The sequence below is a fragment of the Cohnella soli genome (assembly GCF_042655525.1).
Classification (GTDB): Bacteria; Bacillota; Bacilli; order Paenibacillales; family Paenibacillaceae; genus Cohnella; species Cohnella soli.
The window spans coordinates 666,050-680,555 of record NZ_JBHSMI010000025.1 but is presented as its reverse complement, the minus strand read 5'-3'; the positions used below and the strand labels follow the sequence as shown (position 1 = coordinate 680,555).

Annotated in this window: 13 protein-coding genes and 1 pseudogene; 12 read left to right on the top strand and 2 right to left on the bottom strand. The window is 41.4% G+C overall.

Annotated elements, in window-relative coordinates; genetic code table 11:
- Positions 1-295, bottom strand: a 295-nt coding sequence (locus ACFPOF_RS15975; protein WP_378134322.1) for a transposase, incomplete at its 3' end; no start/stop codon positions are given.
- A 660-nt stretch (positions 296-955) separates the two neighbouring features.
- Between ACFPOF_RS15975 and ACFPOF_RS15970 the strand changes: the two genes are divergently transcribed.
- The 3 genes from ACFPOF_RS15970 (at position 956) to ACFPOF_RS15960 (ending at position 4,918) form a co-directional block, all read left to right on the top strand.
- Positions 956-2,308 carry an SIR2 family protein gene (locus ACFPOF_RS15970; protein WP_378134320.1) on the top strand — a complete coding sequence of 451 codons (1,353 nt, stop codon included), beginning with the start codon at positions 956-958 and terminating at the stop codon, positions 2,306-2,308.
- An 899-nt stretch (positions 2,309-3,207) separates the two neighbouring features.
- Positions 3,208-4,035, top strand: coding sequence for a ParA family protein (locus ACFPOF_RS15965; RefSeq protein WP_378134318.1), 828 nt, complete (start codon positions 3,208-3,210; stop codon positions 4,033-4,035).
- Positions 3,983-4,918 carry a ParB/RepB/Spo0J family partition protein gene (locus ACFPOF_RS15960; protein ID WP_378134316.1) on the top strand — a complete coding sequence of 312 codons (936 nt, stop codon included), beginning with the start codon at positions 3,983-3,985 and terminating at the stop codon, positions 4,916-4,918. The genes ACFPOF_RS15965 and ACFPOF_RS15960 overlap by 53 nt, the downstream gene beginning before the upstream one ends.
- Before the next feature lie 11 nt (positions 4,919-4,929).
- Here ACFPOF_RS15960 and ACFPOF_RS15955 read toward each other — a convergent pair.
- Positions 4,930-5,256, bottom strand: a pseudogene (locus tag ACFPOF_RS15955) (catalase); the annotation flags it as partial.
- A gap of 408 nt (positions 5,257-5,664) precedes the next feature.
- Between ACFPOF_RS15955 and sbnA the strand changes: the two are divergent.
- Genes sbnA through ACFPOF_RS15910 form a run of 9 tightly spaced genes read left to right on the top strand, consistent with a single transcriptional unit; the run spans position 5,665 to position 14,483 of the window.
- Positions 5,665-6,624 (top strand): 2,3-diaminopropionate biosynthesis protein SbnA, encoded by a 960-nt coding sequence (gene sbnA / locus ACFPOF_RS15950; RefSeq protein WP_378134314.1) that lies wholly within the window; start codon positions 5,665-5,667, stop codon positions 6,622-6,624.
- 10 nt (positions 6,625-6,634) lie between these two features.
- A complete protein-coding gene (locus tag ACFPOF_RS15945; RefSeq protein WP_378134312.1) occupies positions 6,635-7,609 on the top strand; it encodes a 2,3-diaminopropionate biosynthesis protein SbnB in 975 nt (324 codons plus the stop codon).
- 25 nt (positions 7,610-7,634) lie between these two features.
- Positions 7,635-7,877, top strand: a complete 243-nt coding sequence (locus ACFPOF_RS15940; protein WP_378134310.1) for a phosphopantetheine-binding protein — start codon at positions 7,635-7,637, stop codon at positions 7,875-7,877.
- A 32-nt stretch (positions 7,878-7,909) separates the two neighbouring features.
- A complete protein-coding gene (locus tag ACFPOF_RS15935; protein ID WP_378134308.1) occupies positions 7,910-9,082 on the top strand; it encodes an acyl-CoA dehydrogenase family protein in 1,173 nt (390 codons plus the stop codon).
- A gap of 38 nt (positions 9,083-9,120) precedes the next feature.
- Positions 9,121-10,122: an ABC transporter ATP-binding protein gene (locus tag ACFPOF_RS15930; RefSeq protein ID WP_378134306.1), complete on the top strand. Its 1,002-nt coding sequence runs from the start codon at positions 9,121-9,123 to the stop codon at positions 10,120-10,122.
- 22 nt (positions 10,123-10,144) lie between these two features.
- Positions 10,145-10,942 (top strand): ABC transporter permease, encoded by a 798-nt coding sequence (locus tag ACFPOF_RS15925; RefSeq protein WP_378134304.1) that lies wholly within the window; start codon positions 10,145-10,147, stop codon positions 10,940-10,942.
- Positions 10,943-10,944: 2 nt separating this feature from the next.
- Positions 10,945-11,739: an ABC transporter permease gene (locus ACFPOF_RS15920; protein ID WP_378134302.1), complete on the top strand. Its 795-nt coding sequence runs from the start codon at positions 10,945-10,947 to the stop codon at positions 11,737-11,739.
- Positions 11,720-13,372: an amino acid adenylation domain-containing protein gene (locus ACFPOF_RS15915; protein ID WP_378134300.1), complete on the top strand. Its 1,653-nt coding sequence runs from the start codon at positions 11,720-11,722 to the stop codon at positions 13,370-13,372. Before ACFPOF_RS15920 ends, ACFPOF_RS15915 begins: the two co-directional genes overlap by 20 nt.
- The gene (locus tag ACFPOF_RS15910; RefSeq protein ID WP_378134299.1) at positions 13,359-14,483 is read left to right on the top strand and encodes a nucleotidyltransferase domain-containing protein; all 1,125 of its coding nucleotides are present in this window, start codon (positions 13,359-13,361) and stop codon (positions 14,481-14,483) included. Before ACFPOF_RS15915 ends, ACFPOF_RS15910 begins: the two co-directional genes overlap by 14 nt.
- Positions 14,484-14,506: the final 23 nt, after the last annotated feature.

Genomic DNA, 14,506 nt, shown 5'->3' with positions numbered 1-14,506 from the left:
ACATGTGAATGATGGCTTCTTCCAGCCAGCCCTCACGGCGTTGATACGGCTGGAACAAACGCGTTTGAAAGTAGCCTTTACGGTCTCGCGGCACTTGCAGTTCATTGATCGTGCCGTAGCGTGTTTGAAACGAGCGTGTGTAGTTACCGTTGCGCATCGTGCGCTGTCCTTGATGCTCGTGTTGGATATAGTTTTTGATTTCTTCACGCAGCAGCAGTTCCAGCTTTTCCTGCAGAAGTTTGGTTACAGCATTTTCAAGTAGATCATTGAACGCATTTTCGGGTATAGTAGTCATCGAGTAGGGCTCCTTCTTGGTGCGTGTCGTAACCCCGAGAATACCCTACTTTTTTGCTGCCTGTTAAGGCTCCAAATCATGGTACACAAACAATTTTACGTCATCCGCAGAAGACCCTAATCATATATTTAAGACTGTAATTGAACGTTGTACGGCAAGGGATAAATCCTTAAGATATGATGCGGTTAGAGAAATACTTAAGGATGTAGACTTTGTTATTAATAATGTAAATAAAGAAGAGAATAAGCAAAATGCGATAAACAATATTCTCAATGCTCATTATAATGCTCAAGTACATGAGTATGTCATGACAGTGTCGGATGCTGATAAGATCAGTAAGTTTATTGTGGAGCATCGATTATCGTCGTTCGGGCAGTTAATCTTGAGATTTGGAGTCATATATCAGGTTAGTATTCTCCAATCAATAGCTGCTAGTTATGTTAATGCGACAGGGACTGGAGGATGGAGGAATTACGATATTTTCGCAAATATCGCTTACCACTTATGTACTACTTCCACTGAAATAGAAGTAAAGCAACTTTCCAGAATCATCCTTGAAGGATGTGCAAGTGTAAGGTATAGTGCGAACGATTTGCTTCAAAGTTTACCAGACTGAGCACCGAATCACTCTTGTCGAGGAATCATAAATCGGGGGTAAATATGAACTACCTTGATATCGCAGTATCGATTGAAAGTAAAAGTTGTACTTTATTGGTTGGCACGGGATTTAGTATGTATATGACAGACGGGGCAGCTCCTAGTTGGATTGATCTACTGACCGACTGTGCGATACGACTTAATGATAACCTAAAAACTTATAATGAACTTTTTAGAGATGATGGTAATGGAACAATGGCAAATAAATTTGAGCTGACTATTTGTGCTCAAATTCTTGAACTAGAATTCTCACGTAAAGGTAAGAATATACGTGAAGAGATCGCAGAAATAATTACTACAAGGATTAATAGGGGCACGATTAATAATGATCACTTGATATTAGCGCACCATTTTTTCTCCGAGAATTTTTCCATTAATGTTGTAACAACCAATTATGATACTTTGTTTAGCGATTATATTTTGCCTGATAATAATAGAATTTTCGCAGAGGGTGTTCCTGTCGGAAGGGATAATTCGGGATTGAATATTTATCATGTTCATGGATCTGTATTAAATCCATCTTCAATTGTCCTCACGATGGATGATTATTTTAGATTTCAACACAAGGATAATTATTTCTCACGGAAACTATATACCCTTCTACAAGAATCTACAGTTGTAATTCTGGGATATTCATTAGGAGACTTTAACCTAAACAGAATTCTTAATGAAGCTAAGAACACGAAGCAAGGTGGTAGGAAGAAAAATGATATCTACTATGTTACACGAGGCAAAGTAAATCAAGTTCAACAAAGCTATTATTTAAATACCTATGGCATAAATGTTATTGAAGAGACTGATTTGTCTAGATTCTTCTACGAGGTTTCAGAGAAGAAAGAGGTAGCGAAGAAAACAGTAGATGCACAGAGGAACCTTAAGACAGCGATATTAAACGGTCAGATATCTCGGGATGATTTAAAGTCAAGACAATCTTTCGATAATATATTGAGTAGTCTTATTAACATGGGAATTAAATTAGATGCACCAAGATCATTTGATTTCCTTCGTATTGTATATTCGGAAAAGTGTGAATTGACGCGTGAGAATCATGCTTGGGATCAATATGTTCATTATGCACATTGGTTAATTGATCTTGCGGCGGAGATACCATTACGAAATACTGTATTCCAGGATGAATTCTTACAGCATGTTTCGTATTCATTCAGAAAGATGAGTAGGGAGTTATATATCGGATATTCATGGCAATCGTTCGCAGCTTGGGAATCCCGATGGACTGATATGATACTCGATAATAGGGAGCTAATTATTGCATTAATTGAAGCTGAAGGATTCATTCCAGGTATAAACGGGGTGAACGATCTGAAGGTGAAACATGATGTAACAAGAAATATTTAATACAATATTTACAGAATTTATTGGATAGAGGCAGCGTTAATACGCTGTCTTTTTTGAACATTTTACGTATTTCCTTTCTTTATTCAACGATTTGCAACTCCAAATTAACGCAGGGGTAGACCTGTAGAATTTTTTTGCCTTTGCTAATTTTTTATATTACTCTAAATTGCTGCAGCACCAGCTCTATTTCGAGTTTGGTGTTGTAATATTATTTTCAATTTTTATGAAAGAAGGGTCCGATTTGTCCACAAAAATGAAACGGATGGTAGAGGGACATGCCCTCGACTGTTCATTGACAATCACATAACATCTCATCCAGTACGTTCCCCGCATGCCCGAAAAGGAAAGCCATTTTGCAGGTGCGCCACGACCATTCTTTCATTATAGAATGATAGCGATTTATTACCGATGCAATAATAAATGGTGGTGCCATTTAGGCGATAATCCATGCGGAGGGATAATGATACTTCCGTCCAGCCACGTTGATCGCAATGGGGGCGGCTTGCAGTGATCCTGGAAGAGGCGAGAGCCTATGTAGACGGTTAACCGCCGTCTGTTGGATGAGTTTATTATTATCGAGCGGACCAAAGCGTTGAAAAATGGATTACAACTTAAGCTTACTATTATGAAATGACTTGAAGCCTGGTGAGAGTAAATTCTTTTAGTGCGTATATTAAGGTTCAATTATTTATTGGAAGAAGTGCATATTCTAAGTGATCTCTTACTTGCCTGTAAGAATCACATCGTGTCTATCATAAAAATGTTTAGGAATATCCAAGAGAGCGTCCCTTAACTACGGGACGTTCTCTTTCCATATAGATACTTTTCAAGAAAGCCGATTGTCTGAACTTGAATGTGCAGTGCAGTCGGCTTTTTTTGCGTGAAGGGAGAATTGTTGGATGAGCAAAGTAATCGCTCTCGCCAATCAGAAAGGTGGCGTCGGCAAAACGACAACGGCAGTCAACCTCGGTATTGGTTTGGCGGCGGAAGGCAAGAAAGTGTTGCTACTGGATGCGGATGCACAAGGCAACCTGACGGATTCGCTAGGCTTCCATGAACCGGATAGTCTTTCGGTATCACTGGCCACGATGCTGTTGAAAAGTATGACGGAGGAGCGGTTTGAACCGAGGGAAGGTATTCTGCATCACCAAGAAGGTATCGATCTGATGCCGGGAAACATCGAATTATCGGGAGTTGAAGTCGCGCTCGTCAATACAATGAGCAGGGAAACAATTATGCGAACGTACATCGACGCAGTAAAAGCGGATTACGATTATATCCTGATCGACTGTATGCCGAGATTGGGCATGATGACGATCAACGCATTGGCAGCGGCGGATAGCGTCATCATCCCGGTACAGGCACACTATCTACCCGCCAAAGGTATGACGCGGCTGTTGCAGACGGTTTCCCGCGTCCGGCGTCAAATAAATCCGAAGTTGGCCGTGGACGGTGTGCTTCTAACAATGGTGGACAACCGTACCAACTTCGCCAAAGATATTTCCTTTGTTCTCCGTCGTGATTACGGAGATAAAATACGTGTATTTAGTACCGAAATCCCCTTGTCTATCCGTGCAGCGGAAACAAGTGCCAAGGGGAAAAGCATTTATGCCCACGATCCGAACGGGCAGGTTGCCAAAGCCTACGCCGCTCTTACGAAGGAGGTGCAGGATATTGGCAGCGAAAGAAGACAGACTCGCCAGCATAAGGCTGACCAAAGTCGATGATTTGTTCTCGACAGAGGAAAGCCGCTCCGATTCGCAGCGGGAAAAGGTAATGGGTATTCCACTTACCGAAATTAGCGATTTCCCCGGTCATCCCTTCAAGGTAAGAGCAGATGAAGCGATGTTAGAAATGGCGGATAGTGTCAAGCAGTATGGGGTTCTTGTTCCCGGTCTGGTTCGACCGAAGATGGATGGTGGTTACGAAATGGTTTCCGGTCATCGTCGCAAAAAGGCAAGTGAGTTGGCAGGTATGGAGACAATTCCTTGTCTCGTTCGCGAACTGGATGACGACCAGGCGACTATCATTATGGTAGATAGTAACCTGCAACGGGAATATATTTCTCCAAGCGAAAAGGCATTTGCCTATAGGATGAAGATGACGGCTATAAATCGCCAAGGACAACGTACAGACCTGACTTCCCGACAACTTGTCGGGAAGTTAGAAAGCGCAGAAGTTGTAGGCCGAGACGCTGGTGAAAGTGGCAGACAGGTTCAACGCTATATCCGCTTAACCGAACTCGCTCCTCCCATTCTAGAAATGGTAGACGATAAGCGAATTGCCTTTAATCCGGCAGTTGAACTATCTTACTTGGCCGAGAAAGAACAACAAGCCTTGTTAGACACGATGCAGGCCGAAGATTGCACACCTTCGTTGGCGCAGGCGCAGCGCATGAAAAAGCTAAGTCAGGAAGGCAGGCTGAATACGGATGTCATTTACACCATATTGACGGAGGAAAAGCCGAATCAGAAAGAACAAATGAAAATCCAGCGGGAGAGGATCGACCGCTTCTTCCCGCGAGATTTTTCCGAAAAGCAAAAGGAAGACCTGATCGTGCAATTGCTGGAAAGCTGGTACAAAAGGCGACAGCGGGAGCACGAGCGATAATTCATCGGATGTACCTTATGCCCTCTCCCCTGACGGAGAGCTTCGACGGCCACCGTTGAGAAACGGATAAACATCGGCGTCTGCTTGCCGACTTCGGACAGGAACGAAGCTTTCGTATAAGCAGTCAAGTCGTTCGTCACTTCGAAATAACCGTGCTCGCCCGCGCCTTTCGCATGAACGACGCGCTCCGGTATGCGCTTTCTATTGAAGTGGGCATGCTTCTCGAGAAGATGCACGTCCTGGATAAGCGAAGGCCCTCTTGAGCCTGCCGTGATCGAGTTTTGGTTGTCTCCTACCGGTGCTCCCCAACTGGTCATCAATCGATTGTTCGAACTCATTTCCCAACCACTCCTTGATCTGCGTTATGCCTTGCAGCGTTAGGGAACCGTTTGGAGTGTGAAAATCAACAGCAAATATAGTCCATCAAATGTGTACGGAAAAGGTTTTTATACATGACATCAATTTATCGTTTTAAATCCACTATTATTCCTGAAGTACCACTTTATAGAAATGCTCTATTACCCCGCTGTTCGGAAACTGAGTTAGTTGTTCTTTTGGATAACAGCGGCGTTAATTACAGACTTTTTTGAATGACCTGATGTACGGTGTTTTGGTAATAAGAATGGATAGAAATATAGATTCTATCTAGATTTACATATTTCGGTTTTTATGAAGTGGAATTTGATATACTCTGTTTGTAATTTGCTGGAAACATGCAAGGGGAAAAATAAGCTAGTGGTGGTGAAGTGTTGAATACTATTTTGGCTCAAGTCGGAAACACGCCAGTCATTCAACTCCAGCTAGACTGTTTGCATAATATGGAGGTTATGGCCAAGTTGGAGTTTTATAATCCGACGGGAAGCATAAAGGATCGCGCGGCTAAATACCTTATCGAAAAACTGATCTCAAAAAGAGAAATCAATCATTCAACGGTGGTTATAGAATCTTCCTCTGGAAACTTTGGAATTGCATTGTCTGCGTATTGCAAGAAATATAATATTCCCTTTTATTGCGTTATTGATCCGTTAATTACCCCTATTAACGAAATGATTATTCGATCGCTAAGTAGCAAAGTGTTCAAGGTAACAGAAAGAGATGAAAACGGTGGATATCTATTGAATCGTATTCGAACCGTTAATGAACTGGTAGAAGCTATCCCCAACTCATACTGGGTTAACCAATATGAAAATCCATACAATGCGGAGGCTTACTATGCAACACTCGGGGAAGAGATTTGTAGAAGTCATCCAGATATTGATTACCTTTTTGTAGGGGTGAGTTCGGGAGGGACGATCACAGGTTTATCAAAGAAAATAAAGGAAGAAATTCCTTCTTGTAAAATTATTGCAGTTGATGTCGAAGGCTCCGTCGTTTTCGGGGGGAAGGCAAAGAGGCGATTCATTCCAGGAATCGGATCCAGCATGAGACCCCGGATCTTAGAACAAGCACATATAGATGAAATTGTTTATGCTGAGGAACTTGTCAGTGTCTACGAATGCCGAGAGCTATTAACGCGACATCATATTTTTGCAGGCGGCTCTTCAGGTTCGGTCATCGCAGCTGTTAAAAAGTACTTTAGATTTCGGACGAACGTAACCCCTACAAAAGTCATGACTCTTTTTTGTGATCGGGGGGATCGTTATGCATCTACGATCTATAATGATGATTGGTTGAGAGAGTCATTTCCTAATTCAATTTTAAGCTAGGGGAATTTTGATGAGATACTTTAATGAAAAAGATGTTTTAGCATTGGGAGCCGATTGGAATAATTTAATTGACGCAATGGAAAAGGCGATCATTTGTCAATCGAGGGGGGAAGCGGAACAGCCGCTAAAACCATATCTGAAATTCCGGAATACACGTAATCGCATTATCGCGATGCCGGCATACGTTGGAGGAACAATTAAAGCAGCAGGGATAAAGTGGATTGCTAGTTTCCCAGATAATATCGAACGTGGATTAAGTCGAGCCAGCAGTCTTCTTGTTTTAAATGATGTGAGTACGGGGAAGCCTTTAGCGATATTTAACACAACGCTCCTTAGTATTCTGCGAACCGTATCTGTCACGGGAGTTATGCTAAGAAGTTATTTGAACTCTAGAACGGTTGAAGAAGCATGCGTGGGAATATTGGGCGTAGGTCCGATTGGGCAATGGCATTATAAGTTTTTGAAGCAGATGTATGGTGATAAAATTAAACGCTTTATCGTTTTCGATAAATCTCAAGCACGAATGAACGAGTTCATAGAACAATACCAAGATAAAACAATCCGTTTGGCAGATAGTTGGGAAAGCGCTTACTGTCAATCCGATATGGTCATTACATGTACAACGACTTCGGAACCTTACATCAATCTCCCGCCAAAACCGGGCTCGCTCCAACTAAATATTTCATTAAGAGATTATAGCGAGGGAATTTATCCGTATGTAACCGGTGGAATTGTCATAGATAACTGGTCGGAAGTTTGTAGAGAAGGGACATCAATAGAATTGCTTTACAAGAGACACGGATTGAAACCAACGGATTGTATGACGTTGGAAGATATCATATTAAGGAATAAGCTGAGTCAAGTAAATTCGAAAACGCCAATATTCTTCAGCCCAATGGGGATGGCGATTTTCGATGTAACAATAGGCAAGTATTATTTGACATTAGCAGAGGAGTCCGGAACGGGGCTGATGCTAGAAGGCTAATCAATAACATAAGAAGAGGGACAAGATGAAGGATATTATTCAATTACTATCTAGTTACGTGCAGTTGCCTGAATTGCCGGAGGAAGAGCTCAGATTTCTGGACTTGCAAAGCTATGGTTTAGATTCGATCAAAACGATTACGCTTATTTTGGATATTGAAGAGAAATTTAATCTAGTATTTCCTGATGAACTGCTGTTATTTGAAAATTTAGCTACACCGTTTCAAATTATGGAGACCATTCGAAAGATTAATATGTTGTCGAGTTAAACTTAGATTTGCATGGGGGGAGGTACCTCGCTTTGGGACCAACTGCAAGCAAGGCAGACGAGATTTATATGAAGGCAGCAGATATTGCTAAACAGATTGAGAAGTATGCCCAAAGAGTCGATGATGAAAGCCGATTCCCTGAAGAGTCGCTACGTTTGTTACGTGAGAATGGTTTAATGGGAGTGACTGTTTCGAAACAATTTGGCGGGGAGGGTATTTCTCTTAACCAGACCCTCGCGTTTTGCAGATTATTCGGTGGAAGTTGTCTTGCAACAGGTATGATTTGGTCGATGCATATTCAACAAGTAGAAATCATATCACGCTTTGCGAAAGAATCTTTAAAACGGAGGCTATTGGCTCAGATTATTGAAAAACAAGCTTATGTTGTTTCGGTCACTTCCGTCCGTTCAGGTAATAAAGGTCCCTTCGCAACAGAACACGCCATTGAGCCGCAGGGCAACCATTATTTAATTGAAAGGTTTGCACCGACAGTAACAGGAGGGGCGCACGGGGATATTTTCCTCACGATAGTACGTGCCGATGCTACAACGGAGAAACTGACTTTTGCTGTTGCGGAGAGAAGCCAAGTATCGCTGGAGATTCACGATTCTTGGGATGTCATGGGTATGCGGGGAACCGAAAGTTGCGAGCTGCACATGAAAGGCGAAATTCCAAATGATCAAGTTTTTGACCCGGAGCTTTTTGATAATTGCTGTTTAACGGTAATGAATCCTTGGGGGCATTTGGTTTGGGCGTCTACATGGTTTGGCGCTGTTAAAAAGATGTACTCGAAGTTTATTAAGTTAATTCGACATCCCAATAATCGCCAGCGTTATAACCTAGATTCTGAGTTGCTTCTGCACGAAGTAGGCGTAATTCGTTCCAAACTGGATCTTGTCGAGACGTATATCGATCATTTTTCCCGCTATTATGAACAAGCAGTAACAGGCAAAGAGTTGATGCCGGATGTCAAACCGCTAACTTATAAAGTTAAAGTTAATGACCTAAAGATAATCTCTTCCGAACTCTTAACGGAAGCCACAGATCGTTTGATGCAATTGGGAGGACTTGTTTATGGTTATTCTAAACAAGAAGATTTTCCATTGGAGCGTCTATATCGAGATATTCGATCATCCAAGTTAATGTTGAATAATAGTGGACTGTTAGTGGCAAATGGAAGATTTTCATTGTTTGAAGGCTATTAAGTACTATTCATATCACGTTAATTTATGGAGAGAGATCTATGTCATTAATTAGGGTAGAAAATTTAACGAAAGTTTTCGAGCGTCCGATACGAAGTGATGGCATCAAGGGTGCAATAAAAGATATGTTTCACCGCCGTTATGAGAGAAAGGTAGCGGTCGACGGATTGTCGTTCAATATCGATCAAGGAGAAATGGTAGGCTATCTTGGACCGAACGGGGCAGGGAAATCGACATCGATTAAAATGTTGGTAGGGATACTAGTGCCAACAAGTGGTTCTGTCTTGGTCAACGAAATCGTCCCGCATAAACATCGACTTGATAATGCCAAGCATATTGGGGTTGTATTCGGACAGAAGTCTCAACTGTGGTGGGATATCCCAGTGTCCGAAACATTAAATATGATGAGATACATGTACCGAATTCCGAATGATATCTATAAGAGAAATATGGAGATGTTCGCGGATATTCTAGGTATTAACGAATTTATGCATGTTGCCGTGAGGCAGTTAAGTCTAGGACAACGCATGCGTGCTGATCTGTGCGCCTCTCTTTTGCACAATCCAGCAATTGTCTATTTGGATGAACCAACGATTGGTTTGGATGTTGTTGTGAAGAAGAAAATAAGGGAATTCCTGTTGGAAGTAAACCGAACGCTGAAAACGACAGTGCTGATCACGACACACGATATGTCTGATGTCGAGAAGTTATGTTCCAGGGTCATCATTGTGAATCATGGAAAAAAGGTATATGACGGAGATTTGGTGCAGCTTCGTAATGAGTATGGAACGGGGGAAGTTTTGTCTATTACGTTTGAAGATAACAACCCCCAAGTCGGCTTTAATGTTCCGGGGATTGAACGAATTGAGTGGCAGTCGGATCAACAAGTAACCATTTTCTATGATAAGGGAGTCATAAACTCCGCCAATTTGCTATCACATTACATGAGTAGAGCTAAAATTATCGATTTTGAAGTGCGACCAAGTGAAATAGAAGATGTCATTCAAGAGATCTATGGAAAACAACTGGGAAAGATAGTTTAACGGGAAGTAGGAGCCGAATAGAATGATTCTTTATTGGAAAATCATGCTTAACGCACTCCAGAGCAGTACATTCTATAGATTTAATACTTTTTTCACTTCCTGCAATAAAATATTGAATCTTCTTGTTCAAGTATCGCTGTGGACTGCGCTATATCATGGGAATTATATCAGCGGTGAGACGGAAGGAATTTCGTTGGATCAAATGCTGGTATATGTAACGTTAAGTACGATCATCTCGATCATTGTTCAGAACAATAATATCGGCATCCTTTCTAGTAAGGTAAGCACTGGAGAGATTGCGATTAACCTGATTAGACCGATTGGACTATTCAGAGCTACTTTATTCGAACAACTGGGCAGCAAACTATTTGTATTCATTTTTGAGGCTTTACCATTATTGTTGATTGGAACACTGCTGTTGAACATGAATGTTCCTGATTATCGTTATTTATTTATTTTTATCGTTTTCTTAATATTATCGTTTATGGTCTTTTTCCTCATGACTTATTTGTTAGGCTTGCTCAGCTTCTGGTACTTGAGAGTTTTTCATTTGGACTTTATGTTATCCAACTTGATCACTTTTTTCTCAGGCGCATGGATTCCGATTTGGTTTTTTCCGCATACGCTTCAGAAGGCAACAATGTTGCTGCCCTTTGAATTAATTTACTTTACTCCAATCCGAACTTGTATGGGCGAAATAGATTTTGTGGATATTAAGTTCGTATTTATGAAGTATTTTGTTTATATTGTACTGCTCTCTTTGCTTAATGTAGGCGTTTGGAGATTAGGAATCAAAAAACTTGTTATTCAAGGCGGGTAATCATGCACTGGGTGAAAATGTATTTACGCTATTTAAGCGTATACTTTAAGCAGCTTATGGAGTATCGATTCTCCTTTTTCGGAGATATTTTTGTAAATACATTGTTTTTTATTGTTACATATATTGGATTTTGGGTCATTTTTAATCGGTTTGACATGCTTCATGGGTGGACATTTTATGAGGTTACGTTTCTATATAACATGAATTTATTATCCTATGCGATAAGCTCGATGTTTGTATGGGGCCCAATGAAACAGCTTGAAGAGTATGTGAGGAGAGGGGAGTTTGATTTATTTTTAACAAAGCCCATTCCTCCGCTACGATTGCTTATTTTTCGGCAGTTTGGCCATACTTTCATCGGGCATGTGCTAGTGGCGGTGACGGTATTTATCGTTTGCATTGATCGTCTAGACTTGCAATGGAGTTTTACTCTCTATGTTTTTTTTGTAGCTGCGATCATAGGAGCTGCGTTTATCCATTCGGCATTAATCATATTTGCTGCAACCAGTACGTTTTGGATTGTACGTTCTACCCCGATCGTAGACGTCACGATCTATGCGATCAGAAGCTACATCAATTATCCAATCTCAATTTACTACAAATGGTTGCAGGTGCTGTTAACGTTCCTTGTCCCCTATGCTTTCGTCAATTTCTATCCTTCGACAGTACTGCTCAGAAAGACGGAGTCTCTCAGTATTCTATCGTACTGCACACCGATTCTGGGGCTGATTCTTTTGGGAGCAGCCGTATGTACTTTCAATATCGGCGTTCGTAGATATGAAAGCACGGGATCTTAGGAGTAAAGAAGGAGGGGACTTTTTAACAATGTTGCCAGATGACTTCGAGAAGATTACGAGAATTTTTAATGATACGAATATGGATTGGGGCGACAGGGATAACCAATCGATTATTCAATTTTTCGAGCAGTCCGTTGAACGTTCCCCTGAGGCGGCAGCAATCAAATTCGAAGGCAGAGTGATTACTTACTCGGAATTGAATAAAACGGTGAACCGGTGGGCTCGTAAGTTGTCGGAATGGGGCATTCGAGAAGGTGAGCTAGTTCCTATAATCATGGATCGATCACCGGAAATGATACAAATGATTTTGGCGTTGTGGAAGCTAGGCGCCGCTTATATACCCGTCGATCCTGAGTATCCCGCAGAACGGATATTATTCATTATTTCGGATTGCCGTGCTATACGGGTCATTATGGATAGCAACATCCATGTGTTGCTACCTGAAGGAATTCAAGCAGTAAAGATTGCTCAACTAATAGATGAAAGCAATGGCATGGCCGAGGATAATATTTCACGCCAGGTATTGAATGAAGAATTAGCCTACGTTATATACACTTCAGGAACGACCGGTAGACCTAAGGGGGTCATGATTGAACATCAAGGCATGATCAATCATATTCTCGCGAAGGTTCGAGATTTGAATCTTACAGAGAACAGTAGAGTTGCTCAGACAGCATCGGCTTTTTTCGATATTTCGGTGTGGCAGTTTTTTAGCGCACTTATAGTTGGCGGATGCACCGTTATTTACGGACGGGATCTTTTGCTGAATATAGCTCAGTTTCTACGAACAATCCAGTCTGACGGAATTCATATTTTGGAAGTAGTCCCATCCTATTTGACAGCGATGAATAGATGGATGCAATGTAAGCCGAGCTTGTTACCGGGATTGAAATATGTGCTTGTAACCGGAGAAGTCTTAAAGCCGAATACTGTGGAGGAATGGTTTGCATTACATCCTTCCATTCCCCTGGTCAATGCATACGGACCGACAGAAGCTTCAGACGACATAACCCATCATTTCATTAGTCAACCATGTGCTGATAAAGTGCCGATAGGAAAACCAATTCACAATATGCAGATCTACATCGTTGATCGGAATAGGGATTTATGTCCGATCGGAGTGAAAGGCGAAATCGTCGTATCTGGAGTGGGTGTCGGCAGAGGGTACTTGAACGACGTTATAAAGACGGATCTTTCGTTCATTTGGCTAGATTTAACGGGAACGGGGAGGCGAACAAGATACTATTGTACGGGAGATATTGGATGTTGGACTGAAGAGGGCACGATATTGTATTTCGGGAGAAAAGACGACCAAGTAAAAATTAGAGGGTACCGCATTGAACTTAGCGAGGTTGATCATGCCCTGATTCGTTGCGAAGGCGTAGAAGACGCTGTGTCTGTCGCACTCAATAGCGAGCACTTCGGCAAAACGATCGTAGCATTTGTTGTGAGTCACGCTGGTAACCTAGCCGAAGTTAAAGAGCAATTAAATTCCTATCTTCCTAATTACATGATTCCCGAACGCATTGAAGCTGTCGAAAGCTTTCCATTGAACGAGAATGGCAAAGTAGACAAGAAAAAACTTATTGATTTTTTGAAGAACAGGGAGGTAACTTGTGATGGTAAAAAATGAACATCGCATTATTCAACTACTGATACACCCGCAATTAAATAACGAGGACACGGAAGAACTAAAAAAATTGCTTGAAACTCATATGGACTGGGCTACGGTAACAGGTACTATCATTACACATCGAGTTAGCGGTATCGCATATCGTAAGATGCGGGAATTGATCGGGAAGGGTTTTAATGCATTTGTTTATCCACGATTCTACTATACTTTTGAAGGTATTTATAAACTTCAAACTGTACGTTCTGCCGAGCTAAGGCGTCAAACGGAATTTGTTTGTAATCAATTAGAAAAAGAACAGATTAAGTATTGCGTACTGAAGGGATTGGCTTTGTCTCAGTCGGTATATGGCGATATCGGAGTCAGAGTATCGAATGACACGGATATTTTGGTCGCGTCGAACCAAATACAATCTGCAATTCAATTAATAAATCATCTTGGATACGTACAAGGCCATATTGATATGAAGTCTGGTGAAATTGTACCTGCTAGCCGACGAGATCTTGTCATTAGACCGATGGTATCCCATGAGGTCATTCCTCTATTGAGAAAAATTGATATTCAAACGGAATGGCCAATTCATGAAATTGATCTTCATTTTTCTTTGGATCTTATGACTGGCAACCGAACCGAACAACAGCTTCAGGATTATTTGGACAGAAGGATTGTCATTCAGACGGAGCAAACGGGGGTCTATTCGCTTGCATGGGAAGACCATTTATTATTTTTGTGTGTTCATTTCTACAAAGAAGCGGCGTTTGATTTCGAAGTTAGAAAATGTAACGATCTCTCATTGTATAAATTGTGTGACATTGCACACATGTTAAGCTCATCTTCAATATCTATCGATTGGGATGAATTTGCGGCTAGAACGGATCGTTATGGCATGGGAAAAGCTGTTTGGTACACGCTAAGTTACGTGGAGCAGATTTTTGGTTGTATGATTCCTGAGCATATTATGAACTTGTGGCAAACAGAGGACGAGAGTTTTCTGCATACAGTGTACGAATATAACAAAGATAAAGTTATCATTCGCTGGACGGATACAATATGGGAAAGAGTTTTTAACATGAATCGTGCTGGAATGCTGGATTCATCGATTTCTTTAGCATGAACCATGGGAACATTCATCAGTGG